Here is a 20752-nt window from a genome sequence, read left to right on the forward strand (position 1 = left end):
AAAATTCGATAGAAGAGAGTTACATTCCTTCCGTAATGTAATCAATAATTAGAAAATATAGCTTAAGTATATCGGAATAGTAAAGAAACTACTGACTATATATACCAATGCATTAGAAACCATTCATTGATATATAATATTTCATACTAATGTTTCAAAATATGGAAAAAATATGTTTAAATAGATATAATGACGCATTCGTTCATATTGAATTTATACTTATATTTTAAAAGGGTATCGGAAATAATAGCGATTTTCTAAAACAGTTTTTACTTTTAATAGGAAGTTGTATTACAATATGGTAAAATTATTTCAATATATTTATTTAATATGAAATACAAAGAAGGAGCGTGAAAAAAGTGGATTTTCGATTTGAATTTACAACGAAGCTGAAAGAATACTTAGACGATGAGAAGGATGAAAAAATAATAAAAGATGGACATAGAGATGTAATTTTTCACTATTTATATGCGTTAGAGACTGAAATTGGCGTTGTTAAAAATCCTAATTTTACTTTTTTTGCATCAGGAAGACGTTCACATATAGTGTTAGAAAACGTTGAATTTAAAACAGAAGTGAATGTGAAAAGTAATATAATTGAAATTGTAAAAATAGTGGATAATGTAGTTATTCCGTTAGATACTATCGTAGCGAAAGATCGGGAATTATTTGCCCTTGGGCGTAATGAGAAGTTTAGTGTACAAATATTAGAGCAGTACCTTTTTGATACATTTGGAGAAAAATTAGGTTTAAAATGAATGGAATAGCCTATGTATTTATAGGTAGTTAATTTTCGTATATATCATTTACGTTTGACCTTTCATTTAATTTATACTACAATTCGTAGTGTGAAAGGAGTTGTACAATGTTTACTCAAAACTATAAGTTAAATGAGCACGGGTTAAATCATTTCTTTGGACCGCTTGAAGCAAAAATTATGGAGATTGTTTGGTCTAGCGATGGTATTACGATTAAAGAAGTGCAGCAGAAATTAAGTGAAGAATCACCTGTGAATTTTAACACTGTTATGACAGTTATGAACAGGTTAGTAGAGAAATTACACTTAGAAAAACAGACTGTGAAAAGAAGTGGCATATATCGTGCTGTACAAACGAAAGAAGAATTCTTATCCAATCAAACGAAGAAAATGACACAGGAATTGATGGGGGAATTTGGAGATTTAGTTGTAAATCATATGTTAGATGAGTTAGAGCAGGCTGATCCGACTTTAATAAAAAAGTTAGAAGACAAATTGAGTCAGTTAAAAAAAGAGGATTAATGAAATGAAATGGCAAATGCGTAAAATCGTATTGTTAGCAGTAATTGTTAGTACCCTCTTTTTCAGCTTGTTACTGTATTACGTTACATATCCATTTCTGTTTCAAAATAAGATGTTCCTTCTTTCAAAATTTTGCTTGTTCCAGTTAGAAAAACATATGAAAGAATTATCGCTGATTCGTATAATAATCGCTGGATTATTATTACTTACTGTATTAATCGTGTGCAAAAGAATTTGGCGACAATTTTTCTATAGTAAAAAATTACAAAAAGTACTTATCCCTTTCATCCGAAAAGGAAAACAAATATATATATTGCCGACTACGGAAGTTGCGGCATTTACAATTGGGCTATTTCGTCCGAAAGTTGTCATGTCAGAAGGGATGCTTCAAACATTTTCAGATGAAGAAATGGATGCAATTATTTTCCATGAAGAATATCATCAAAAGAATTGGGATCCGCTAAAATTATTTTGTTTTACGCTATTAGCAGAAGGAATGATGTACATACCAATATTAAAAGGGTTGTTACAGCGATATCATACGTATCAGGAACTAGCTGCTGATAAATATGCGATGCAAAAAATGGAATCCTCACTTGAGTTAGGTAGCGCGTTATTAAAATTAATTAAAATAAAGACAATGGAAAATCGATGTGTTACAGCTTTATTTGCAAAAACAGCAATAAATTTACGAATCGAGCAAGTGTTAAATGAAAAGGTTGTTAAGCTTACTATTCCGTTACATACGAATTCGGGATATGTAACAGTAGGTTTATTCTGTATGTCGGTTGTACTTATTGTCGGAGAGTGCATATAGCCTCTTTTTTTAAGAATAAACACTACCCATTGTAGTGTTTTAGGGGGGAATAAAATGAATGCAGCAGATTTAACAATTTGGCTTGTGGCTGGGGCGGGAGTATTGTCATTTATATCACCGTGCTCTTTACCGCTATATCCATCTTATTTATCTTATATTACAGGTGTGTCTATCCAAGATTTAAAAGAAAATCGTGGGATTATGCAAAAATCAGCGATTATACATACAGTATTTTTTATGATCGGATTTTCGGTTATATTTTACGCGTTAGGTTTATCGGTAAGCTGGATTGGAATAACATTTTCATCTAACCAAAAATTGATTCAACAAATTGGTGGGATTTTTATTGTTTTAATGGGGCTATTTATGACGGGCTTGTTTCAGCCTAAGTGGCTTATGGCAGAGAAAAAGGTGCAGTATAGAAGTAAATCGACTGGATATATTCGCTCGATTTTAGTCGGTATGACATATGCAGCAGGTTGGACGCCATGTGTTGGACCGATATTTTCAGCTGTACTCATGCTTGGCGCGACGAATCCTGAAGGGGCACTTCTTTATATTACAGCGTATACTCTTGGGTTTGCGGTTCCATTTTTCGTGATGGCATTCTTTATTGGGAAGGTAAAATGGATTGTTACATATGCCAATGTCATGATGAAAATTGGCGGTGGAATGATGATTGTAACAGGTATTTTATTGTATACAAATCAAATGACGAAAATTACAGCATTCTTTATTCGTCTATTCGGTGGATTTACAGGTTTTTAAAAATGAGGAGGAAGAAAAGTGAAGAAACTAATTGCTATTATATTAGTAGGGGCACTCGTTTGGGCGGGGGTTAACTTTTATAATTCAAAGAAAGAAGAGAAGGAAAGAAAAGCAAAGCAAGCAGAGTTACAGGAGAAAGAAGTATTACCACAAGTCGGTTTTAAAGCACCTAGCATCACATTAAAAGGATTAGACGGAAAGTTACAGTCGTTAAATGATGCAAAGGGAAAACCGTATATTATTAATTTTTGGGCATCATGGTGTGGGCCGTGTGAAATGGAGGCACCTGACTTAGTTCATATGTATGATAAATATAAAAAGGATGTTGAAATTTTTGCGGTGAATGCAACTGTTAGTGACCCAGTACAAGAAGCAAGCGCATTTGCTAATCGTTATGGTTTTGAGTTTCCTGTTCTACTAGATATGGACGGAGTAGCTGGACTAGATTATAAAGTATTCTCTTTACCGACGACATTTTTTGTTAATAAAGATGGAATTATAGTAGATCATGTACGAGGTGTATTACCACCAGATCAATTAGAAAAGAAATTTAAGAAATTGATTGAGAATTAAAAGGAGATTTGGTGACGATGGAGTGGATCGTGAGGTTACAACCCATATCTCTTATAATTGGAAGTCTATTTGGATTTATGTTGATGAAACGAAAGATGAGGCATCAAAATGTATCATATGAAAAAATGATGGATGCCGTAACAAATGCTTTTCTTATCATCGTATTTGTATGGAAGTTTGCACCAGCAATTTTAAATCCTGTATGGGCCTTTGGGGCGCCAGTGCAAGCAATATTAGCTGTTGGAAGTATGCAACATATTGTAGTAGGATGCGTAATTGCGAGTGTATACATTGTTTGGAAAAGTAAAAAGGAGCAATTTTCGCTTCGTATTTTACTTGATGCATTGCCTTTTGGTCTGTGTGTGAGTATTATCTTTTATTTTCTATTACATCATGAAGTAGGTGCACAAACGACACTACCATGGGGAATGAAAATATATGAATCTAAACTTTTATATCACCCTATATTCGTATACGAGATCATCCTTGCTCTTTGTATAATGGGCTTGTTATGGATGAAAAATGAAAGGCTCGGAAATGGAAAGAATATAAGTGTTTTTCTAATTATTGAGGGGTTTGCTCATATTATTATTTCGCTTGTTAGTGAACAAAATTCGGTTCTGTTTGGTCTATCAGCAGAGCAAATAATGAGCTTTTGTATTATTAGTTTAGGGATTTTGTTGGTGCCTAAAAAATAAAAAATAGCCATTAACGGATATTCTCCGTACATGGCTATTTTTTATTACATATATTAAAAAATCGGCGGAGTAACAGAAAATAAGACTATCGCGTTTTTTTCAAAATGATTCACCCATTTATGCTTTAAATAAGCAGGTATTTTTACACTGTCGCCAGTTTCTAATACGTATTCTTCCTCATTTAAATATAATGTGATTTTCCCATCTAAGACAAATGCTAATTCTTCTCCTTTATGTTCTAGCACATTTTCTGATGAAGCTGTATTAGGCGGGACGGTCATAATTGCTGTTGCTAAATTTCCAGTGAAATCAGGTGAAAGCATTTCATATGATAAATTATCAATAATCATTTTCTTTCGTTTATGGGAACGTACAATTAAATCGTCTGTATTTGTATCTTCAAGTAAAAAGCTAAATGTTGGCACATCAAGAGCTTTAGCAAGCACTTTTAATGTTTGGATAGAAGGGTTAGCGGACCCGCGCTCAATTTGACTTAACATTGATGGTGTAATATCGGCCATCTTTGCTAGTTCTTTACTAGTTAAACCTTTTTCTTTTCTTTGTTTTTCAATTTTTTTACCAATATCTATATTTTCCATAATGAAAATCTCCTTAATAATTATTAAATTATATTTAAATAAATTAAATTAAAATTAACTTAATTGGATTATTTGTGTTAAACTATATTAAAATTAATTTAATTATAATTTATTGTATGGTGAGCTACAAGGATATAAGGAGGAAACAAAATGAAAGAAATAGGGGCATTACAAGCAGAATATCCATTAGTGAATAAGCTTATTGCAACAGAAGAAGTATTTTGGATAAATCCAAACATAGAAAAGTATGAAACAGCAATAAAAGATTCACCACTTAATGAAGAGAATGTAAAAGATGCGGAAGAGAGATTAAAGCGTTTTGCACCATATATTGCGAAAGTTTTTCCTGAAACGAAAGGGGCGAACGGCATAATCGAATCACCTTTAGTGAAAATACCTTCTATGAAAGAAGCTTTAGAGAGAAAATATGAGCAACCTATTTTAGGAGAATTATTATTAAAATGTGATAGTCATCTTCCAATATCAGGATCAATTAAAGCTAGGGGCGGCATTTATGAAGTGTTGAAACATGCTGAGCAACTAGCATTGCAGCACGGAATGGTAACAGAAGAAGATAATTATTCCGTTTTAGATAGTGATACATGTAGAGAGTTTTTCTCGAAATATTCAATTGCAGTAGGTTCTACAGGGAATTTAGGACTTAGCATAGGGATTATGAGTGCGAATCTAGGTTTTAATGTAACTGTTCATATGTCAGCAGACGCAAAAAAATGGAAGAAAGATTTATTAAGAAGTAAAGGTGTAAACGTTATTGAATATGAAGATGATTATAGCAAAGCAGTAGAAGAAGGAAGAAGACAAGCGGATGCGGATCCTAGCTGTTATTTTGTAGACGATGAAAACTCGCATGATTTATTTTTAGGATACGCAGTAGCAGCATCACGATTACAAAAGCAATTAGAAGAGTTAGAGGTGGTAGTAGATGAAAATCATCCTTTATTTGTTTATCTTCCGTGCGGAGTAGGAGGAGGACCTGGCGGAGTAGCATTCGGTTTAAAGTTATTGTATAAAGACAATGTTCATTGTTTCTTCGCAGAGCCAACACATTCTCCTTGTATGTTACTCGGCTTAATGACAGGCCTTCATGACAAAATTTCCGTTCAAGATATCGGAATTGATAATGTAACAGATGCGGATGGACTTGCGGTAGGAAGGCCATCTGGATTTGTCGGTAAAACGATGGAACCATTTTTGAGTGGGAATTACACAGTAAGCGATGAAGAGTTATATAGATTGTTAAAAGAACTAGCTGATACGGAAAATATTTATTTAGAGCCTTCTGCACTAGCAGGTATGATAGGGCCAATGAAAGTATGCAAAGAAGGTGAGTATTTACAAAAGCAACAGGTAACAGAGAAGGTGAAAAAAGGTACTCATATTGTGTGGGGAACGGGTGGAAGTATGGTTCCAAAAGATGTAATGAATGAGTATTATAGGAAAGGTTTGGATTTAACGGTATAAGAAAAATGAGGCTAGTTGTAGCCTCATTTTTTCATGTACATAAAAATCTTTGTTATTTTCACAATAGTTCTTTATAGTATATATAAAGGATAACTAATATTGAATAAATACAACAAAAAAGCTTTATTTTACATAATAAGAGGATGTGTATACGATGTCATTACAGACTAAATATATAGCGGGTATTTCGCTTGGGGTTATGGGTGTCGGCTTTGCGGCTTCTATCCCTTTTCAAGGAACGGTAGCAGGAGAGATTATACAAGGGGGATTTGAAGCTGGATTGGTTGGTGGACTTGCGGATTGGTTTGCGGTTACTGCTTTATTCCGTCATCCGATGGGAATACCAATTCCGCATACAGCTTTGTTACCTAAAAACCGTAAACGGGTAACGAAAGGGCTCATTCATACGTTAGAAAATGAATGGCTGACGAAAGAAAGTATTACGAATAAAGTAAAAGAGATGCAGTTAGCACAAATGGTACTGCAAATTGCTGAGAGAGAAATGCAGTCTGATGCTGTGAAAAAGGGGATTGTAACGATTGCAGAGAAAGCAATTGTTACAATAGATACAGAAAAGTTAGCTGTTATTATTGAAAAAGAATTAAAAACATATTTGCATACAATTAATACAAGTAACATTTTACAAGTGCTTGTTGATCAATTAGTTGTGCAAGAATATGATGAAAAGACACTTGATTACATATTAGTGAAGGTAAAAGATTGGACAGCGCAAGATGAAGCTCGTTACCAGCTCGGTAGCTTAGGTATGAAGGCGATGGAAAATATAAAAGTAGATGGATTCTTGCAGTTTACTTTGAAATCATTTATGAATATTGTAGATGAAGATAAAATTGGCGGCATTTTGCAGAAGTTTATCATTAGTAATATTAACAGCTTACAAGAGGCTGATAATAGCACAAGACAACTTATATTAGCGAAGATTCGTCAAGAAATTATCAATGTAAAAGAAAATGAAGCCTTATTAAAGGAATTAGAAAATTGGAAAGAAAAGTGGATTGCGAATTGGAATGCTACTGACAAAATAAAAGAGATGCTAGAGCAAGTGCAACAAAGAGCAGTTACTTTTGTAAATAATGAAGAATTTGCTGATGAATATGTTATTCCATTTTTACAAAAACAAATGAATAAAATAAAAGAAGACGAAATGACTGTTCAAAAAATAGAAGATTGGTTACAAAAACAAGTTGTGAATCTTGTTGAGAAGAACCATTCGAAAATCGGTAAGCTTGTACAAGAAAACCTGGATAAGTTAGATGATAAAACATTAATCGAAATGATTGAAAATAATGTCGGTAAAGATTTGCAGTGGATCCGTGTGAACGGTGCTGTGTGTGGATTTATGATTGGATTAATATTAGAAGGAATTAAAGCGATTATATAAGAAAAACCTTCCACAATTGTGGAAGGTTTTTCTTATTTTTCGATAACGCTCATATTCAAATTATAAGCTTTCTCAATATTTAACTTGTACGTCCCATTTCCAGTTTTAATCGAATTTTTATACCAATGTTCTTGCTCGTTTAATTCTGGATGTTCTTCTGAAGAATTATTTTCTTTTTTCGTTAAATCTTCTACTTGCTCCCAAGGTGTGTTTCCGTGTGTTTCTTTTTGATTTGTTATTGCTGTTAAAGAAACATCACTTTCTTTAGCTAAATGAACAGATACACTTGAGTTGTTTTGTACAAACCAATTATTTTGTAATTGGCCAGGATAAAGAGATAGCTCGTTATTTGAAGCGCGAATTTCCACATTTTTATTTTGCGGAAGAACAAGCGTAGGTTTCACCTGTGGTGCTGAGTTAAATAACGTATGCTGAACAGGTAATGATTTTAAAGCGATGTACATCGTTTCTCCAGCCGTTTGAACCGAAAGGAAATCATCTCGTTTTAAATTGAGTTTTTCATTTGCTTTCGTCGTCATTTCATAAGTTCCCAAAAGGTGAATTTGATTTGTATTATTTCCCTCTATCGTTAGAGGCTGATGTCCTGCATCTACTACGATTTTTTTGATAGATTCAGGTATATCAAATTGTCCGTCTGGAATATTACTCGTTTGCCTCGTTGTGTTAATAGAGTGACGAACTTCTTCTAGTAATCCAGTTGATAATAAACAGTAAAAAGCAATTCCGACGCTTCCTAAAACACCGATAAAGAAAATACTAAAAATATCATATTTAATAAATGATTGTTCCTTCTTAGAAAATAGAAGGTATAGTAAAACTTCAGCTCCAAGTATGATAAGTAAAACTGGCCACCATGCAGTTAGTGTATCTAATACTTGAATTCCTTTTACTACTGAAAATAGTAAAAAGCATCCTAACGATATAATAGAAAGCCCCATTGAGAATGTTCCAACACGCCAAGTCCTCATTCGCTTGTCCCACCTTTGTTTTCTTTATTTCCAAGTAACAATTTAAAGCCGCCACCAATTAAAAGGAGCGCAACGATAGATGTCTGGAAATAGCGATAATATAGTTCACTAAGATGAATATTAAATATAGTTACAAAATAATCATTCAAAATAGGAAGGACTGTTTGATTTAATAAATAATAACCACCGAGTGTAATTAATCCGATACCAATCCATCTTTGATGATTTATAAAATAATCGATAATGGGTTCGTCTTGTATTCGTTCTTTTCCGTATTTTGCTGTTTGCTGTAACGCATCAAAAAAGCTATAGAACCAAATGATTGGTACTAAAAATAAAAACGCAGAAAGTCTTAATAAGTCGAGTAAATAAATAGATAGTAAAAAGGCTGCCATAAGCTGAAGACCACGGCGTTGTAAACCTAAATACATATGACCTGCTCCAGGGAACATCGCTAAAATAGAAGCAAATGTTTTACTTTTCTTTCCTTGCTCTCGATGTTCTTCAAAATCTTCGAAAATAGTACGGTCAATTAATTGCTCGTCGCGTTCTTTTTTCTGTAGTTGCTGAACAACGTCAAAGAAATTATAAATCCATAAAACAGGTAACGTAATAAGAAAGATAAGGAAACTTCCTTGAGATGTTAATAATGTTACAAATATAATCATGCTGCCTAAGCCAGCGCAAGCGACTAAAAACGTAAGACCGCGTTGCATAAGTCCTAATTGGAAATGGCCAAGTCCAGGGATGATGGATAGGAGAATGATATAAAATCGTTCGCTCTCTTTAGAAGAATTTATCAATTCTCCAGCTTCTTGTTTTTTCGTTTGTTTTATAATGGTGATAACTAAATCTAGTAAGTTAATTACCCATAGAACAGCTAGTAAAAATAGAGAAAGAAAAGCAATATCACGTCCTCTTACTACTATGGTACAAAATACTGCAAAGGAGAATAGAAATAAAGATCCTCCGCTATATAGAATAAACCGTCCTAGCTTTTTTAAGTATAAATGTCCAAGCCCAGGAATTAGCCCTAATACAAGTGCTAAAAAGGGGTTTTTATTCATGCTTTAAACCTCCGTCCTTTTTTGATGTATCTACCGATTTGTTTACAATTTGTTGTGAGATAGAAGACTCGTTATGTTTTGAAGATTTCTCGAAATTTGATGTCGCTGTAAAAATATATTGGAATAAACCACTTACCATAAAAATAATTGTAGCTGCAGTCGCAATTATGTAGTGAATAATTGTGCGTTTTAGTGAGTTTGTTTTTATATTTTCATTAGGTTGTAGCGTTTCAAAATTAATTTGCGTCATAACTTCGTTCGTAAATGAATCATCATTTATCATTGGAAGGTTTTCATGTTGTTCATCAATACTTTCCATATAAAGTGCTAAACAATGATCACATTCATAAAGATGTTCTTCCATAGATTCACGTTCATTGTTTTCTATAAAATCTAATGTATAATTGCGCCAATCTTCTTTTGAATAATGCATCATAGAAACTCTTCCTCCTTCCAATGTTTTTTTATCCATTTTCTTGCCCGATACAGTTTCATTTCTACTGTTTTCACTTCGATGTTTTCTTGGAAAGCAATTTCTTGATAACTTTTTTCCTCCAAGTAATGCGCGAGAACAACGTCACGGTAATTTTCCGGAAGTTCTCTCAGTTTTTGAGCAATAAGTAATTTTTGCTCTTTCGTCAATAGTAAAGCTTCAATGTTATGAGAGGATTTTATATTTTCCTCTGTTTCTTTACATAAGGAGAGTTCTTCGTGTTCTCTAGCTTTCTTTCTCTTATAATCAATAGCGTGATTGGTGGCAATACGTGCCATCCACGTTTTTAATCCGCGAAATTGATAATTTGGGAGAGAGGTATGAATTTTTACGAATACTTCTTGTGTAACATCTTTAGCATCTTCTTCATGTCTTAAAATAGAAAAGATAACTTGAAAAATATAATGACGATATGTTTGTACAAGGATACGAAAAGCATGCTCGCTTCCTTGCTGTGCTTTTTCAATTAATTGTTTTTCCTCAATCGGTCTCTCCCTCCTTTTTGACGCATTCTATTATATAGACGTAAAGAATGATAAGTCACCCTACACATTTTATAAAAAAAGAATAATATATTTTTTGCAGGAGAGCTAGATGAAAAAAGGTGTGAAAAAATGGTAAAGAGAAGTATATAATGAGCAAGTAGGAAATGTTACGGGAAGAAAGGATGTGAATGTTAGTACGGATGGTCCATACTAACAAACATGAAAATTAAAATATTAATAGCAGATGATAACTCTTTTATTAGAGAAGGCATGAAAATTATTTTAAATACATATGAAGAGTTTGAAGTTGTAGATACAGTAAATGATGGAAAAGAAGCAGTGGAGTATTGCAAAAAGAACGATGTTGATATCGCTCTATTAGATGTTCGCATGCCAAATATGAACGGGGTAGAGGCGACGAAGTTCATTTGTGAAGAGACGAAAACAAAACCGCTTATTTTGACGACGTTTGATGATGATGAATATATTTTGGATGCAGTAAAAAACGGAGCGAAAGGTTATTTATTAAAAAATAACGATCCGGAGCGGATTCGTGATGCGATAAAAGGAGTATATAACGGTCAAACTGTTATGCAAGATGTTGTCCTCGATAAAATTAAGTCTAATTTAATGGAAAGTAAAGAGGAAGAATGTAAAATTGATAAGAGCCTTTTCACAGAAAGGGAGCTTAGTATTATCGCATTAATTGCAAAAGGTTTCTCAAATAAAGAAATTTCGAAGCAGCTTTTTATATCTGAAGGAACAATCGCAAATTATATTACATCAGTTTTAGGGAAAACTGGACTTGAACATCGCACACAAATTGCGATTTATTACTTAACAGGGAAAGTAGATTAATGATATGGAATTTTGGTTAACTGTAAGTAAATTAATTGTCTTTTTATATATTGTGTTTAGTTATATTTACGCAAATGTAGCAAATTTATCGTGGGTTATATTTACTTTACTTATTTACCTCTCTGTAAACGTAATGATTTCTATATTTAAAAAAGATACGTATAAAAAAATATTAATCTGTATGTCAATTGGTGTAGTTATGTTATTTACATGGAGGGTTCATCCATTTTTTATTTTGTTTTTACCTTTGAATTTATACGAAATTACATTCTATTACATAGAAAAGAATTGGCCACGCTTTGTCATTATGATGCTCCCAATTACGATTTCAGATGAAAGTATTCGAATGACTTATGGATTAATTGTTGCATTTACTTTTCTCGTTTTAACTATGGCAGATCGATATATATCACGTGTAGTAAAGCTTGAATCACAAAATGATAAGATGCGAAAAGATATGCAGCGATTGACGAAAAGCTTACATGAAAATAAAGAGTACATAAGGCAATCAGAATACACATTTAAGTTAGAAGAGAGAAATCGACTTTCTCAAGAAATTCATGATAAAATTGGCCACTCGATGACAGGTGCACTTATTCAAATGGAAGCAGCAAAGAGGTTAATGGAGATAGATAAAGAAAAATCAGCCGAGTTATTACAAAATGCAATTCACATTTCAAAAGATGGTATTGAAAGCATTCGGATTACATTAAAAAATATGAAACCACCAACTGAGCAAATTGGCATTCATCGTATGAAATTATTCATAGAGGAATTTGCCGGTAAGAATAATGTGAATATTCCTTTTGTGTACAAAGGGAACTTAGATATGATTTCTCCCATTCAGTGGAAAATTATCGGTGAGAATGTTACAGAAGCACTAACAAATGCAATGAAATATGCTGATGCGACAGTCATTTCTATAGATATTCATGTACTTAACAAGATGGTAAAGGTACAAGTGAAGGATAACGGCAAAGGTGCAGTACTTGTTAAAAAAGGTCTCGGTATTATGGGGATGGAGGAGCGAACGGCGTCTGTAAACGGAAAAATTATTGTAGATGGGACAAGTGGTTTTTCAGTAACGATGTTGTTGCCAATATAAAGAGAATGGGACGAGGATGAACCATCTCATATGAAAAAAGTGAATATTCTCATGTGAAAAGAATGAACTTCTGCACTGAGCAGGTTCATTCTTTTTGTTTATACTAATAGCAGAGAAACCGAAATAGGGGTGAAAATGATGAATACATTAGAAATTAAAAATTTAACGAAAAAATTTGGTGATTTCATCGCAGTTGATAATATGTCTTTATCTATTAAAGAAGGAGAAATATTTGGCTTTTTAGGATCAAATGGTGCTGGTAAGAGTACAACGATAAATATGATTGCTGGTTTGTTAAGAAGTAATGAAGGTGAAATTAGCATACTAGGAAAAAATATAAAGAAACATAATCGATTTGCGAAAATGAATATCGGTATTGTTCCACAAGATATTGCGATTTATGAAGAGCTAACTGCCTATGAAAATGTGAAATTCTTTGCTGGATTGTACGGATTACGAGGAACCGAATTAAAAGCTAGGGTAGAGGAAGCTCTTCAATTTGTAGGACTTAGTGATAAACAGAAAAGCTATCCGAAGAACTTTTCTGGTGGGATGAAGCGAAGACTGAATATCGCTTGTGCAATTGCTCATAGACCGAAGTTAATTATTATGGATGAGCCGACAGTTGGAATTGATCCACAGTCAAGAAACTACATTTTGCAGTCAGTACGTAAATTAAATGAAATGGGAAGTACAATTATTTATACGAGTCACTACATGGAAGAGGTAGAAGAGATTTGTACGAAAATAGCAATAGTAGATCACGGTAAAGTAATTGCAGAAGGTACGAAAGAACAACTAAAATCGATTATTACTGATACGAAAGATATTTGGATTGAAGTGAAGTCGGTGGAAAATTTAGACGTGGAAAAATTAAAAGAGATAAACGGTGTGAAAGCAGTTCAAATTGAAGAAAACGTAATTAAAGTGAATTCTGATGCGGGATTAAATAATTTAAATAAAATCATTCAACACTGTATCAATCATGATATTGAAATTCGTTCATTAGAGGAGCAGGCTCCCAACTTAGAAACAGTATTTCTTACATTGACGGGAAGAAACTTACGAGATAAATAAAAAGTAAATGAAGAAAAGGTAAAGGGAGGTTCATCAATTGAACATCTTCAATATTGCAATTATGCATATTAAAAGAGATTTCAGAGACGTAAGGACTTTAGTTTTTATGTTAGCATTTCCGATTGTGCTTATGCTTGTGTTAGGAACAGCGTTAACCAACGCATTTAATAGTGATAGTCATTCGATTAAAGATATACAAGTGCTATATAAAGATGAAGCGAGTAGCACGTTTTCTCAATCATTTGAAGCATTTACGAAAGAAGTGGATAAATCAGGTATTCATTTTAAAAAAGCTTCCGGCAGTATAGATGGGAAAGAAGAAGTGAAGCAAAATAAATATGCCGCTTATGTAGAGTTAAATAAAGATGGTGCAAAATTTTATGGAAGTGACAAAAGTAGTATTGAGGGAAGTATTGTGGAAGGAATGCTTACAACATTTGTTGATAAGTACAATGTAGCGGTCGAAGTTGCAAAAGTAGATCCTACTAAGGTTAGTACGGTTATTTCAAACGGAAATCATAATGATTATATAAAAGAAACATCTTTACAAGCTGCGAAAAAACCAGGTTCTATGGATTACTATGCGGTTGTAATGACAACGATGATTGCACTATATGCTGCGATGGGAGCGAGTTCTTTAATTCGAGGAGAACGAATACGTAAAACAGGAGATCGTCTCATTGCTGCACCTATAAGTAAAGCTGAAATATTCATTGGAAAAGTACTTGGTAGCATAGTAGCGAATGCCCTGTGCATATTACTCGTCATGTTATTTAGTAAATTTGTTTTTCAAGCGAATTGGGGCGACCATCTTGGAATCATATTTCTTATTTTATTAACAGAAGTCTTTCTAGCAATTAGCTTCGGTTTAGGAATCGGATATATTACGAAAACAGCTGAAGCGTCTAGGGCAATTATTATGGTTGTTGTGCAATTAGCTTCTATTTTTGGAGGTGCATATTTCGTAATAGAAGAAAATTTCATTACGAATTTATCACCATTAACTTGGGCAAATACAGCTGTTATGAAAATTATTTATGCAAATGATGTAGGGGCAGCATTACCAGTCATTTCTTTAAACCTTGGAATTTCAGCACTCTTTTTATTAATTGCAATTATTGCATTACGTAGACGGGAGGGGCTATAGTATGAAGGATATTTTATGGCTCATACAAAAAACGTTATCTGTGCTTTTGAAAAATAAAAAAAGTTTACTCATTATAATTAGCTTGCCGATAATAGGGACGCTCATTTCCTTCTCGATATACGGAAATGCAGGGCAAGGAACGTTAAATATCGGGATTGTAAATAAAGAAAATGAGCCGATAGCAAATGATACGATAAAGTTTTTAGAAGGATTAAATCATGTGAATGTGAGTAAGGTTAAGGAGTCTGAAGTAGAAGATAAACTCACTTCCAAAAAACTTGATGGAGTTATTACATTAGATTCTGGTTTTTCAAAAAGTGTTCGAGAAGGGAAACCAGAGCATATTGAAATTTCATCGATTAAAGGTGATCAAGTAACAGGATTTATAAAATCATATTTATATAATTATATTGATAATATAGCAGCTATTAGTAAAGTAGCAGGAACAGATCAAAGTACATTCGACAATATGTACGCAGGGTATCAAAAAAGTTCATTTAAAATGAAAACTGAGACGCTAGAAGATACTTCGAAAAATAAAGATATGACAAATCAAACGATGGGTTACCTTATTATGTTTATGCTGTTTTCAGCAGCGAACTTATCAGGTCATATTTTAAAAGAAAAAGAGAATAGAACGTACTTTAGACTATTATCAACGCCGATAGATGGGAAGAAGTTCATATTATCTAATGTCGGGGTAAATATGATAATACTAACAGTACAAATTTTGATTACAATCCTATTCCTAACGAATGTTTTTCATACGAATATCAATATGCCTTTTATAGTGATGATGGGCGTACTAATGCTATTTGCATTAATCGCAATTGGAATATCATTAGTCCTTGTAGCTTTTTCGAAAAACTCAGCATCGGCAAATGCGATGCAAAACATGGTCATTGTACCAACATGCTTACTTGCAGGATGTTATTTCCCATATGACATTATGCCAAGTGCAGTACAAAAAGTAGCTAATTTTCTTCCACAGCGCTGGTTGTTAGATACAGTATCGAAACTACAACAAGGAATACCATTCTCGGAGTTGTATTTAAACATTTTAATTTTATTTGCTTTCGCAATTGCATTCTTCTTAATTGCGATTTATAAGTTTGGAAGAAATAATGATGCGAGGAATTTTGTTTAATGTGAAAAGGTGTGGCTTAATGCCATACCTTTTTTGTTTGTAATTTAGAGTATCTTTTGTAATATAGGAATGCTTTTGTAGAGCACTTCGTTATGTGAAGCATGCACAACATATTTATTTCCCTCTAGAAGAAAAACGCTATGTAAAACAGCGTTGCCGTCACCATGTTTTGTAAGTAAATCACCGACGACTTTGCCGTCTGTCCATTTCAGTTTGGAGTGTGAAGGGACAACTTGTAAATATTGAATTGTTTCCTCTCCATCTCCGGCAATGAGTGTAGTTTCAATATTTCTTTTTTGTATAATAAATCTATTTTCATTTAATGTATCGAGGAAAGGGTTTTTCGTTTGCATATTACTATAAGGAAGAAATGTAAGAGAAGAGTCAGATCTTATAAATAAATAATTTCCGTAATCTTTACAAGGAATAACATCTTGTAATCCTGGAAAGTAAAGATGTATCGCCTCAACCTTATTCAGTTTATGTAAGATGCTTAAGTAACGAATATATTGTTCCATATAAAAATGAACGATATTTATTTTAGAAGAGGCATGGATAGGGAGACTACCTCCAGTCCAATAACTATAATTTGGTGGAGATCCAGCGTTTGGTGTGCAGAGTATTATAAGTTGATTCACATCATTTTTATATGTTTCACTTTGAACGTAAGAACGTCCAAGAAGCCCGCCCATACTATGACACATTAGATTTAGCTTATCGCACCCTGTAATTTTTTTAGCATAGGCAATTGTTTGTAATAAATATTTTTGTGTAGAAAAAACAATGCGCTGCCGCCAGTCATAAAAACAGATGAACAAGTCTTTATTTCGTTCGTACCCCATACTTTCTAACATCATGATGAATGGTTCGTAAACAAATGCAGAAAGTCCAAAACTCCAATTACCAGTACCTGGAATGATAATATTACTCATTGAACCGAAAAGACCTGGGATAAAAACAATAGGGATTTTTCCTCTTTTCATATTTCTCTCTCCTTTAATCGTTTGGTATCAATAGAAATACATTTCGTATGAAAACATATTTAAATGAAACACTACAGAGTAGAAAGTAATTTGATCGGAAGGAAATCAAAATGATTAAAAAAATATTACGAGTTACTTCTATTATTATTGCTATTTTTGTTTTTATTTTAATTTGGATGCATATCGATGTTACCTTAGGTAGGAAAATGGAAGCTGGGAAAAACATGCCGACAGAGTATGCATCTCATTATAGTGACTTTCAATTATATGTAGAAGGGAAGTCTTTTTATAAACAATTATTTACTGATATAAGAGAAGCGAAAAGCTCCATCTACACTTATTTCTTCATTTTGTCGGATGATAAAAGTAGCCATACTTTTTTAAACTTATTAAAAGAGAAGGCAAAAGAAGGAGTAAACGTCTATTTATCAGTTGATCGCATTAATGATTTATCATTTGAAAGAAAGGGGATAAATGAATTGCGGGAAAGTGGTGTACATTTTACATATAGTAGAAAACCTTCATTACCATTCGGATTTTATTCACTTCACCATCGTAATCATCGCCGTATTACGACGATTGATGGGGAGATTGGCTATACAGGCGGATTTAACATAGGAGATGAGTACTTAGGGAAAGATAAGCGATTTGGATATTGGCGTGATTATCATGTACGTCTTAAAGGAGAAGGGGCAAAAGATTTAGAACAGCAATTCGCTTTAGATTGGAAACGAGATACGAAAGAAGAGATAAAGAGAAGTACGAATAAAGCTAGTAAAGGGAATACTTTACATACTATGACTAGTTACAATGGGCATTACGTCGCTGAAACATATATACAGCTAATAAAGCAAGCGCAGCATTCAATCGTCATTACAACACCTTATTTTATAGCGAAAAATAAAGAATTAATGAATGCTTTAATTGAAGCGCAAAAACGTGGTGTTACAGTAAAAATACTTTGGTCATATAAACCAGATATCCCCCTTATTAAAGAGGCGGCATATCCGTATATACGTCAAGCTGTTAATAACGGGATTACGGTATATGGTTATAAAAAAGGGATGTTTCATGGAAAGTTAATGCTAATTGATAATGAGTTAACTGTTATAGGTACAACAAACTTTACTGCCCGTAGCTTCTATATAAATGATGAGATGAATTTGTATATTCATGGCGGGACTATTGTATCGGACGTGAATAAGGCGTTAACAGAGGATTTTCGTGATTCAAAAGAAATGACGAAAGAGTTTTTTGAGAAGTTATCTTTTTGGGAGCGTTGTAAGGAGAAAGTGGCGGGATTGTTTGATTTTTATTTGTAACGATGAATTAGGAAAGGGTGCCTACAAAAGGCACCCTTTTTGGTGGGAAATCATTATTTCTCATGCACCAGCATCGTAACATCATCATTGATCAACGTCCCCACATGTTCGCCTAAACATATTTTCTTCATGACACCAGGCTCATCAAAGTTAAAGACATGTGCTGGTAAATTGTAGTCCCTGGCAAGCAGTAATGCCGCTTGATCCATGACTTGTATATTTTGTCTAACGACATCATTATAGTTTAGTTTGCTGTACATTTTTGCTGATTTATTATGCTTTGGATCACTTGTAAAGACGCCATCGACCCCTTGTTTTGCGACTAATATGGCATCACTATTCATCTCGATGGCTCTTTGTACACTTGGATAATCTGTCGTCACGAACGGTTGGCCGTTACCGCCTCCAAAGATAACGATATAACCGTTATCTAAATGGTGGACTGCACGCAAGCGAATGTATGGTTCAGCTACTGCATTAAATGGAATGGAAGTCATAACGCGTACTTCTCTATTTGTTTTACTTGTTAAAACACCGCGAAGCATTAAGCTGTTAATGATTGTACCTAACGTACCGATATTATCAGCTTCTACGCGATCAATTCCCCACTCTTCAGCTAGATGTCCCCTAAAAATGTTACCGCCACCGATGACGATGGATACTTCGATACCTAAATCAACAATGGATAAAATTTCGTTTGCGATATGTTCTAATCGTTTGGAGTTAAAGCTATTTCCAGTTTGATCGGCAAGTGCACCGCCGCTTAATTTAATTAAGACACGTTTATATGGTCTCATAACAATTCCCCCTATATAGATCGCAATAAAAAAGGAACAAAGGCGAATGCCTTTGTTCCTTTTTAAGAAAATGAAAAAGAAAAGAAGAAGATAGGACGAATTGCTTTGTATAGTTTTTCATAACATCCACTCCTTTTCATTTTGATTTGTTTTAAGTATATATCTTTTTGATTATACGAAACAATCTGATTACTTATCAAGTTTATTTTATCGTTTTTTAACAAAATGGTGTCAATGAAAAAAAGAAGAAAAATATTTGAATTTTTTGTGACGAACTTGTAGGTTTTTGTATGATTTTGTAGGTTCGCTTATAAGATGTGTGAGTAGCTTTTATAAATTCAAATTGAAAGCGTTCGCATGAAGGGGATGAACATAAATGAAAAAATTCGGATTGGCAACACAAATTTTTGTCGCGCTTGTTTTAGGGATTGTAGTAGGGGCAGTCTTTTATGGCAATAAAACGGCGATTTCTTATATCACACCAATTGGGGATATATTTATTCACTTAATTAAGATGATTGTAGTACCAATTGTTATTTCAGCCTTAATTGTTGCGGTAGCTGGTGTAGGAGATATGAAAAAGCTTGGGAAACTGGGCGGTAAGACAATTCTTTATTTCGAAATTATTACGACGATTGCTATTTTAATGGGATTACTTGCAGCGAATATATTCCAACCAGGTACTGGTGTTGATATGAGTAATTTACAGCAAAGTGATATTTCTTCTTATAAACAAACAGCAGATGCAACGGAGAAGAAAGGTTTTGCTGAGACAATTGTTCACATTGTACCAAAAAACGTATTTGAATCGATTGCACAAGGTGACCTATTACCGATTATATTCTTCTCAGTACTATTCGGCTTAGGAGTTGCGGCAATTGGGGAAAAAGGAAAGCCTGTTTTTAACTTCTTTGAAGGCGTACTCGAAGCAATGTTTTGGGTTACAAATCAAGTTATGAAATTTGCACCATTTGGTGTATTCGCATTAATTGCCGTTACAGTTGCAAAATTTGGTGTAGCAACATTACTTCCGCTAGGAAAACTAGTGCTAGCTGTATACGTAACTGTTATACTATTCGTTGTGATTGTATTAGGTATTAATGCACGAATGGTTGGAGTAAACATTTTTACATTAATAAAAATTTTAAAAGAAGAACTGATTCTTTCGTTTACGACAGCAAGTTCAGAAGCTGTTTTACCTAATATAATGAGAAAAATGGAAGAGTTCGGTTGTCCAAAGGCAGTTGCCTCTTTCGTAATTCCGACAGGTTATACATTTAACTTGACTGGATCGGCTATTTATCAAGCGTTAGCGGCATTGTTTGTTGCACAAATGTACGGTGTGCACATGTCACTAACGGAGCAAATAACGTTATTATTCGTTCTCATGTTAACATCCAAAGGTATGGCGGGAGTTCCAGGTGCATCGTTCGTTGTTGTATTAGCAACGTTAGGTTCAATGGGGCTACCACTAGAAGGTATCGCGTTAATTGCGGGAATTGACCGCATTTTAGATATGATTCGCTCATCTGTCAATGTATTAGGAAATGCATTAGCGGCCATTGTTATGTCGAAGTGGGAAGGCGAATTCGATAATGAGAAAGCAAAACAATATGTAGAAACAGTCAAAGAAACAAAAGCAGCATAAGAAATCGTTAAGGAGT

General features: G+C 33.7%; 22 protein-coding genes. 15 read left to right on the forward strand and 7 right to left on the reverse strand.

Features of this window, described 5'->3' with window-relative positions:
- Positions 1–359: 359 nt before the first annotated feature.
- From ACW0JX_RS08790 to ACW0JX_RS08815, 6 genes are all read left to right on the forward strand, one after another.
- Positions 360–758, forward strand: coding sequence for a DUF3942 family protein (locus ACW0JX_RS08790; protein ID WP_000347529.1), 399 nt, complete (start codon positions 360–362; stop codon positions 756–758).
- A 107-nt stretch (positions 759–865) separates the two neighbouring features.
- Positions 866–1279 carry a BlaI/MecI/CopY family transcriptional regulator gene (locus ACW0JX_RS08795; protein WP_000495052.1) on the forward strand — a complete coding sequence of 138 codons (414 nt, stop codon included), beginning with the start codon at positions 866–868 and terminating at the stop codon, positions 1277–1279.
- A gap of 4 nt (positions 1280–1283) precedes the next feature.
- Positions 1284–2096, forward strand: coding sequence for a M56 family metallopeptidase (locus ACW0JX_RS08800; protein ID WP_053564798.1), 813 nt, complete (start codon positions 1284–1286; stop codon positions 2094–2096).
- Between the two features lie 54 nt (positions 2097–2150).
- Entirely contained in the window at positions 2151–2864 is a 714-nt protein-coding gene (ccdA, locus tag ACW0JX_RS08805) for a cytochrome c-type biogenesis protein CcdA (protein WP_000990443.1), read from the forward strand.
- 18 nt (positions 2865–2882) lie between these two features.
- Positions 2883–3437: a TlpA family protein disulfide reductase gene (locus tag ACW0JX_RS08810; protein ID WP_000733187.1), complete on the forward strand. Its 555-nt coding sequence runs from the start codon at positions 2883–2885 to the stop codon at positions 3435–3437.
- 17 nt (positions 3438–3454) lie between these two features.
- Positions 3455–4135, forward strand: coding sequence for a prolipoprotein diacylglyceryl transferase family protein (locus ACW0JX_RS08815; protein ID WP_098127815.1), 681 nt, complete (start codon positions 3455–3457; stop codon positions 4133–4135).
- Positions 4136–4188: 53 nt separating this feature from the next.
- On the opposite strand, the gene ACW0JX_RS08820 is transcribed toward ACW0JX_RS08815, so the two are convergent.
- Positions 4189–4734, reverse strand: a complete 546-nt coding sequence (locus ACW0JX_RS08820; protein ID WP_000427637.1) for a helix-turn-helix domain-containing protein — start codon at positions 4732–4734, stop codon at positions 4189–4191.
- Positions 4735–4884: 150 nt separating this feature from the next.
- Between ACW0JX_RS08820 and ACW0JX_RS08825 the strand changes: the two genes are divergently transcribed.
- Both ACW0JX_RS08825 and ACW0JX_RS08830 read left to right on the forward strand, forming a co-directional pair.
- Positions 4885–6216: a D-serine ammonia-lyase gene (locus ACW0JX_RS08825; RefSeq protein ID WP_088023076.1), complete on the forward strand. Its 1332-nt coding sequence runs from the start codon at positions 4885–4887 to the stop codon at positions 6214–6216.
- Between the two features lie 154 nt (positions 6217–6370).
- Positions 6371–7618, forward strand: a complete 1248-nt coding sequence (locus ACW0JX_RS08830; protein ID WP_242805961.1) for a DUF445 domain-containing protein — start codon at positions 6371–6373, stop codon at positions 7616–7618.
- 32 nt (positions 7619–7650) lie between these two features.
- On the opposite strand, the gene exsE is transcribed toward ACW0JX_RS08830, so the two are convergent.
- Genes exsE through ACW0JX_RS08850 form a run of 4 tightly spaced genes read right to left on the reverse strand, consistent with a single transcriptional unit; the run spans position 7651 to position 10652 of the window.
- Positions 7651–8607: an exosporium protein ExsE gene (gene exsE / locus ACW0JX_RS08835; protein ID WP_089170773.1), complete on the reverse strand. Its 957-nt coding sequence runs from the start codon at positions 8605–8607 to the stop codon at positions 7651–7653.
- Positions 8604–9674, reverse strand: coding sequence for a hypothetical protein (locus tag ACW0JX_RS08840; protein WP_459245579.1), 1071 nt, complete (start codon positions 9672–9674; stop codon positions 8604–8606). Before ACW0JX_RS08840 ends, exsE begins: the two co-directional genes overlap by 4 nt.
- Entirely contained in the window at positions 9667–10110 is a 444-nt protein-coding gene (locus ACW0JX_RS08845) for a hypothetical protein (RefSeq protein ID WP_016082116.1), read from the reverse strand. The genes ACW0JX_RS08840 and ACW0JX_RS08845 overlap by 8 nt, the downstream gene beginning before the upstream one ends.
- On the reverse strand, positions 10107–10652 hold the full coding sequence (locus ACW0JX_RS08850; RefSeq protein ID WP_306236426.1) for an RNA polymerase sigma factor: 546 nt from the start codon (positions 10650–10652) through the stop codon (positions 10107–10109). The genes ACW0JX_RS08845 and ACW0JX_RS08850 overlap by 4 nt, the downstream gene beginning before the upstream one ends.
- A 219-nt stretch (positions 10653–10871) precedes the next feature.
- Here ACW0JX_RS08850 and ACW0JX_RS08855 point away from each other — a divergent pair, with 219 nt between their 5' ends.
- From ACW0JX_RS08855 to ACW0JX_RS08875, 5 genes are all read left to right on the forward strand, one after another.
- A complete protein-coding gene (locus tag ACW0JX_RS08855; protein ID WP_000694106.1) occupies positions 10872–11510 on the forward strand; it encodes a response regulator transcription factor in 639 nt (212 codons plus the stop codon).
- A gap of 4 nt (positions 11511–11514) precedes the next feature.
- Positions 11515–12615, forward strand: coding sequence for a sensor histidine kinase (locus ACW0JX_RS08860; protein WP_089170774.1), 1101 nt, complete (start codon positions 11515–11517; stop codon positions 12613–12615).
- A gap of 138 nt (positions 12616–12753) precedes the next feature.
- A complete protein-coding gene (locus ACW0JX_RS08865) occupies positions 12754–13692 on the forward strand; it encodes an ABC transporter ATP-binding protein (protein WP_088023064.1) in 939 nt (312 codons plus the stop codon).
- A 37-nt stretch (positions 13693–13729) separates the two neighbouring features.
- Positions 13730–14839 (forward strand): ABC transporter permease, encoded by a 1110-nt coding sequence (locus ACW0JX_RS08870; RefSeq protein WP_089170775.1) that lies wholly within the window; start codon positions 13730–13732, stop codon positions 14837–14839.
- Between the two features lies 1 nt (position 14840).
- Positions 14841–15986 (forward strand): ABC transporter permease, encoded by a 1146-nt coding sequence (locus tag ACW0JX_RS08875; RefSeq protein ID WP_000651881.1) that lies wholly within the window; start codon positions 14841–14843, stop codon positions 15984–15986.
- A 44-nt stretch (positions 15987–16030) separates the two neighbouring features.
- Here the strand turns inward: ACW0JX_RS08875 and ACW0JX_RS08880 are convergent, their stop codons facing one another.
- The gene (locus ACW0JX_RS08880) at positions 16031–16969 is read right to left on the reverse strand and encodes an esterase/lipase family protein (protein ID WP_095691097.1); all 939 of its coding nucleotides are present in this window, start codon (positions 16967–16969) and stop codon (positions 16031–16033) included.
- Between the two features lie 110 nt (positions 16970–17079).
- Here ACW0JX_RS08880 and cls point away from each other — a divergent pair, with 110 nt between their 5' ends.
- A complete protein-coding gene (cls, locus tag ACW0JX_RS08885; protein ID WP_459245580.1) occupies positions 17080–18291 on the forward strand; it encodes a cardiolipin synthase in 1212 nt (403 codons plus the stop codon).
- Positions 18292–18344: 53 nt separating this feature from the next.
- Here cls and pyrH read toward each other — a convergent pair whose 3' ends face one another.
- Complete coding sequence (gene pyrH / locus ACW0JX_RS08890) at positions 18345–19088, reverse strand: UMP kinase (protein ID WP_001248059.1); 744 nt, start codon at positions 19086–19088, stop codon at positions 18345–18347.
- 376 nt (positions 19089–19464) lie between these two features.
- On the opposite strand from pyrH, the gene ACW0JX_RS08895 reads away from it, so the two are divergent.
- Entirely contained in the window at positions 19465–20736 is a 1272-nt protein-coding gene (locus ACW0JX_RS08895) for a cation:dicarboxylate symporter family transporter (protein ID WP_000713291.1), read from the forward strand.
- The last annotated feature ends 16 nt before the right edge of the window (positions 20737–20752 follow it).

It is taken from the genome of Bacillus sp. C-3-6, assembly GCF_054509685.1.